Consider the following 5,296-nt stretch of genomic DNA (forward strand, 5'->3'; position numbering starts at 1 on the left):
CGGGGGGGGGCGGTTTGGGGGGGGGGGGGCGCCGCGCGGCGGGGGCGGCGGCTCGGCGCAGCGGGTACAGCAGCCCGAGCTCATCGGGTTGCCGGTGCGGTTTCGGACTGGCTGGTGGCGGGACTGGTGAGAGTGATGGCGGCGAGGATCGCCGCCGCGGCGGCGATGCCGGCCGCACCGAGCAGGGCTGCGGAGTACCCGTCGGTGAGGGCGGGAAGGTTGCCGAGCTGGTCGGCGCCGTGGGCGGTGGCGAGCGCGGTCATGGCGGCCAGGCCGAGGGCGGAGCCGATCTGGTAGCTGGTGTTGACGATGCCGGAGGCTAGACCGCCTTCCTCGGGGCGGGCGCTGGACAGAGCGGTACCCAGCGAGGGTATGAAGGCCAGGGCCATACCGAGGGCGGCGACCAGGGAGGCGGGTAGCACGTCGACGAGGTAGCTGCCGGTGGGGCGGATCAGGGCGAGCCAGCCGAGGCCGGCGGCGAGGACCGCGAGGCCGGTGACCAGGGTCGTCTTGGGTCCGAAGCGGGCGATGACGCGCGGTGCCAGCGCGATCATGCCGAGCATGATGAGGATGGTCATCGGCAGCAGTGCCGCGCCGCTGGGAAAGGCACTGTAGCCGAGGACCTGCTGCAGGTAGAGGTTGAGGTAGAACCACATCGGGATCCATGCGGCGCCGAGCAGCAGCTGGGCGACGTTGGCGGCGGACAGGTTGCGGTTGGCGAACAGGGACAGCCGCATCAGCGGTTCGCGCCGGCGGGCCTGGATGAGCACGAAGGCGGCGAGCAGGATCGCGGCGCCGGCGAGGGTGAGCCAGGTCTGTCCGGAGTTCCAGCCGATCTCGGGGGCGCGGACGATCGCGTAGACGGCGGCGGCCAGACCTGCGGTGACGGTCAGCGCACCGGCGACGTCGAGGCTGCCGTGGCGGGCGCCACCGGCGGGCATGAGCGCCGGGGTGGCGATCAGAGCCAGGACGGCGATCGGGATGTTGAGGTAGAACACCCACGGCCAGCTGGCGTATTCGGTGATCACGCCGCCGAGGAAGACGCCGGCGGTGCCGCCGGCGGGAGCGGCCGCCCCGTACAGCGCTAGGGCTTTGGTGAGCTCGGCGGGCCGGGCGCCGAACAGCATCATCAGCAGGGTCAGTGCGGACGGGGCGATCAGGGCGGCGCCGGCGCCCTGCACGGCGCGGGCGGCCAGTTCGACTTCGACGGTGCCGGCCAGGCCGGCGGCGGCGGAGCCGGCGAGCAGGATGGCCCAGCCGGCGGCGAAGATCCGGCGGGCGCCGTACAGGTCGGACAGGCGGCCGCCGAGCAGCAGCAGGCCGCCGAATGCGACGACGTAGGCGTTGAACACCCAGGACAGATTGCTCGGGGTGAAGCCGAGGTCGTTCTGCATCTTGGGCAGGGCCACGCCGATGATCGACGTGTCCATGATGACGATGAATTGGGCGAGTGCGATGAGCGCGAGGGCCCACCACCGTTGCGGACTGCGGGACATGACCGAACCTCTCAGTTACCCCCGGGGGGTATCAATGTTCGGCGCTATTGTTACCCCCTGGGGGTATCCACGGTCAAGCCGTACTCCTTGATGCCAGGCACGTCACATCAGGCGGCGCGACTTCCGGGCAATACCCTAGGGGGGTATGGTACGTCCCGGAAGGAGCTGTCATTGCGCGCGGGCGGCCCGGAGCCTGAGATCAAGCTCAACGAGGCCTCCGGCGCCATCGCCCGGCTCGTGCGGGCATGACCGACTCCCCCGACCGCAGTACTCACCCACACGAGAAGGAGATGCCCATGTGCGGCAACGAGACAGCATGTGCCTGCGCGACCACGACGGCCACCGCGCCGGCGGCTGAGCCGGGCGGCACGCAGACGGTGTACCAGGTCGCCGGGATGACGTGCGGTGGCTGCGCAGCCCGGGTGAGCAAGCAGCTCGCCGAGGTCCCCGGCGTACAGGATGTCGGCATCGACGTCGCCACCGGCGCAGTCACCGTGACCAGCAGCGCCACGCTCGACGACCGGGTTGTCGCAGCAGCAGTGGCTGAGGCCGGCTACCAGCTCGAAGCATCGGGCGGCCGATGCCGGCCGAACCAGACCGCGGCAAGCTAGCCGACGAGAACCAGCACCTCGGCACGGCCACTCGCGGTGCCGGTCTTCTGCACCACCACGAGATCGGGACGGCGGTCGCCGTTCCGGTCAGTCGTCAGAATGTCATGACGATCGTCAGTGGAAGCCTGCGCGGTACGGGCCTGTAGCAGGTAACCGCGCAGGCCCGACGCTCCGTCGAGGACTCGTAGTTCAGTCTTCCCGCTGGTCGCACCCGACTTCTGCACGATCACGAGATCGGGACGGTGGTCGCCGTTCCAGTCGTCGACCGAGACCTGACGGTTCTCACCTACTCCCTCCGAGGTGGTGGCCGTCGGCGCAAGGGGACGCTGCAGATCGGCGGCCCCATCGAGAACCTGCACTTCCATCTTGCCGCTCACCGTTCCGGACACCTGCACCATCACCAGATCGAGCCGGCCGTCGCCGTTCCAGTCCGCCGAAGCGAACTGGTGACGGTCATCCGCGGCCGCGTGACCAATGGCGGTCTCCAACAGCAACCGCTGGAAGCTCGAAGCACCGTCGACGATGCGCACCTCCGTGCGGCCGCTGGCCGTGCCCGACTTCTGCACCACCAGAAGGTCCGGCACGGCGTCGCCGTTCCAGTCCGCGACAGAGTACGCATGGCGTGCGTCGGTGGGCCCCAGAGCGGTCGCCGTGTTCAGCAGCAGCGTCGAGAAGTCGGTCGCGCCGTCCATGATGCGAACGTCGGTCTTGCCGGTGACGGCGCCTCCGCCTTTCACGACCACCAGGTCGAGGCGGTCGTCACCGTTCCAGTCCGCCATCGCGAGGTCATGCTGACCGTCGAGCGGACCCAACTCGGTTCCGGCAGTGGTGAGGGCTCGTTGGAAGGGTCCCGTCGGTGCCTTCGGCTTCGGCGCCGCCGGCGGTCCGGCCGGCACCGCAGACGGTGCCGTCCGCGCCTCGGACCACAGCCTCGCCACGATGAGCTGGGCGTCATGCGCTTCCGGCCCGTACGCGCCCGGATGAGCCGAGCCCTGCACCCGCTGGCAGACGGCCCCGACGTCGCCGGTCAGCCAGCTGCCGCCGGGGTGCTTGCGGACCATCGCACGAAGGAACGCATCGGTGGCGTAACCGGGATCCACCAGCTGATCCGGCCGGCCCCAACCTTGCGAGGGCCGCTGCTGGAACAGGCCCAGGCTGTCGTGGTCCACCGCGACGGTGCGGTTGTGCAAAGTGCTCTCGGCGATCGCGGTGGTCACCGCGATCACCGCAGCACGCTGAGCCAGCCCGCGCATCTGGACGTGCCGGACGATGACGCGGGCGCAGGCGATGCTCCGGCCGCTGACCAACCCACCGAGTCGCCGGCCGTTCATGTACGGGCGCAGGCTGTCGGCGATCGCCCGGTCGGCGAACGTCACCGGGCCCGGGACACAGGACGTGGACGGGGCCGCTGCGGCCGGCCTCGGGGTCGCGGCTGCGGTGGCCGGTGACAGGCCTATCGATACGGCGGCAAGCGCCGCCAGGAGAAGGAGTCGTGGTCGGGCGCCGGATCCCTGAGCTACTGCCATGTCGTACCGGGCCTCCCCGCAGACGGTCGACGCGCTGCACCAATGTGCCACAGGTCGCGATTCACACGGAAGGGGGAGGGAACGCCCTGGCGTCCAGTGCGGATTTCCGCCGACGAGCGCGTCGCCGATGGGCAGAGCAGCCATGGCACAAGACCGACCGCGTACGCGAGACCAGCCACTGCCGCGGGCCGCGCTTCCGGCTGCTCGTTCACCACCGCGCCTCACCCTTGCTGCCGCCACCGCGGGATCGGTCGCCACGCGCTGCCCGGCCCAGCGCGGTTCACTCGACCGGCAGGTCCCCCGCTATGGTCGCCGGTGCATGTGACGCCGCCCAGGAGGTCAGCAGGCGGAGCGCGTCGTCGCTCGTCGAGCCGGGCTCGGCGGTGTAGATCGTGATGCCGAGGCCGGGCTCGGCACGAAGGTCCAAGGTCTCGTAGGCGAGCGTGAGGTCGCCGACGATGTGATGGTGGAACTGCTTGACGCCGGTGCCGTGGGTACGCACGTTGTGCGATCCCCAACGCCGGCGGAAAGCGTCGCTGCGGGTGGACAGCTCCCCGACCAGGTCATGCAGCCCCTTGTCGTGCGGATCCACCCCGGCCGCCGTACGCAAGTTCGCCACGCACATGTCGGCAGCCAGATCCCAGTCCGGGTAGAAGCGGGACGCTGCACCGTCGAGGAAGATGAACCTGGCGAAGTTCGGCGGGCTCGACGGGTCGGCGAAGTGCTCCCAATACATGGCTCGGCCCAGTTGATTGGCGGCCACCAGGTCCGACCGGTTGTTGCCGACGATCGCCGGAGCATTCGTGATCGCGTCGAGCGACCACTGCAGGCTGGGCCGCACCGACCAGGCCTTCGGGCGGCGCCGCGGCCGCACGAGCACGTTACTGCCGTCCGCCTCGTGCGCCAGGCGCAGCAGATGTGCCCGTTCGGCGTCGTCGAGCTGCAGCGCCCGGGCGATCGCGTCGAGCACACCGGCGGACACTCCGGCGAGGGCGCCGCGTTCCAGCTTGGCGTAGTACTCCACGCTCATGCCGGCCAGCGCGGCGACCTCGCTGCGCCGCAGGCCGGGAACACGGCGTTGCCCGCTGGTAGGCAGACCGGCCCGCGCGGGGCTCACCTTGGCGCGGCGTGAGGTGAGGAACTCGCGTACCTCGACTCGGTTGTCCATGACCTCGACGGTACGGTGCACGCCGCCGACCTGCGATGTACTGGCAGTACACCCATCATCAGTGACTTCCCCGCGCTGAGCTGCACGGGTGTGCTCAAGGCATGACCTCGGCATTCACCGCCGCCCTCCCGCTCGCCGCACTCGCCGCCGCGCTGGCCGGCTGCTCGGTCGCCTCCGGCGGCCTCGACGCAGGCGACCGTGGGTCGTCATCGGCCACCAGTACCGGAGCCGGCGTGCCGGTGGTGCTGCGGTTGGACGGGGGTGAAGCTACGGCGATCTTGACCGACACGCCGGAGGGGCAGCTCGCCGCGATGCTGCCGGCAACGGTGGAGCTGGCGCTGATTCGCCTGGGCTCACTGACCAGCGGTCTAGAGCGCTTTCGGGGTCAGGGTTTGTGCCAGGTCTATTGAAGACGCTTTCGGGGGATCGACCGGTTTCGCCGGTTTCGGGTGTGCTGGAAGCATGCGGTACGGCGATGGTGGTGGCCTGAACCAG

5 protein-coding genes are annotated in these 5,296 nt (G+C 70.2%); 2 read left to right on the top strand and 3 right to left on the bottom strand.

Annotation, left to right across the window (positions count from 1 at the left end; translation table 11 throughout):
- Positions 1-80: 80 nt before the first annotated feature.
- Positions 81-1,496, bottom strand: coding sequence for an MFS transporter (locus I4J89_RS34755; RefSeq protein WP_196418385.1), 1,416 nt, complete (start codon positions 1,494-1,496; stop codon positions 81-83).
- 296 nt (positions 1,497-1,792) lie between these two features.
- Here I4J89_RS34755 and I4J89_RS34760 point away from each other — a divergent pair, with 296 nt between their 5' ends.
- Positions 1,793-2,107 carry a heavy-metal-associated domain-containing protein gene (locus I4J89_RS34760; protein WP_196418386.1) on the top strand — a complete coding sequence of 105 codons (315 nt, stop codon included), beginning with the start codon at positions 1,793-1,795 and terminating at the stop codon, positions 2,105-2,107.
- On the opposite strand, the gene I4J89_RS34765 is transcribed toward I4J89_RS34760, so the two are convergent.
- Both I4J89_RS34765 and I4J89_RS34770 read right to left on the bottom strand, forming a co-directional pair.
- Complete coding sequence (locus tag I4J89_RS34765) at positions 2,104-3,483, bottom strand: FG-GAP repeat domain-containing protein (protein ID WP_309238592.1); 1,380 nt, start codon at positions 3,481-3,483, stop codon at positions 2,104-2,106. The two genes, I4J89_RS34760 and I4J89_RS34765, sit on opposite strands and share 4 nt — an antisense overlap.
- A 430-nt stretch (positions 3,484-3,913) precedes the next feature.
- A complete protein-coding gene (locus I4J89_RS34770; protein WP_196418388.1) occupies positions 3,914-4,801 on the bottom strand; it encodes a helix-turn-helix transcriptional regulator in 888 nt (295 codons plus the stop codon).
- A gap of 101 nt (positions 4,802-4,902) precedes the next feature.
- On the opposite strand from I4J89_RS34770, the gene I4J89_RS34775 reads away from it, so the two are divergent.
- The gene (locus tag I4J89_RS34775) at positions 4,903-5,211 is read left to right on the top strand and encodes a hypothetical protein (RefSeq protein ID WP_196418389.1); all 309 of its coding nucleotides are present in this window, start codon (positions 4,903-4,905) and stop codon (positions 5,209-5,211) included.
- Positions 5,212-5,296 lie beyond the last annotated feature (85 nt).

The sequence above is a fragment of the Actinoplanes aureus genome, assembly GCF_015704865.1.
GTDB classification, from domain to species: Bacteria; Actinomycetota; Actinomycetes; order Mycobacteriales; family Micromonosporaceae; genus Actinoplanes; species Actinoplanes aureus.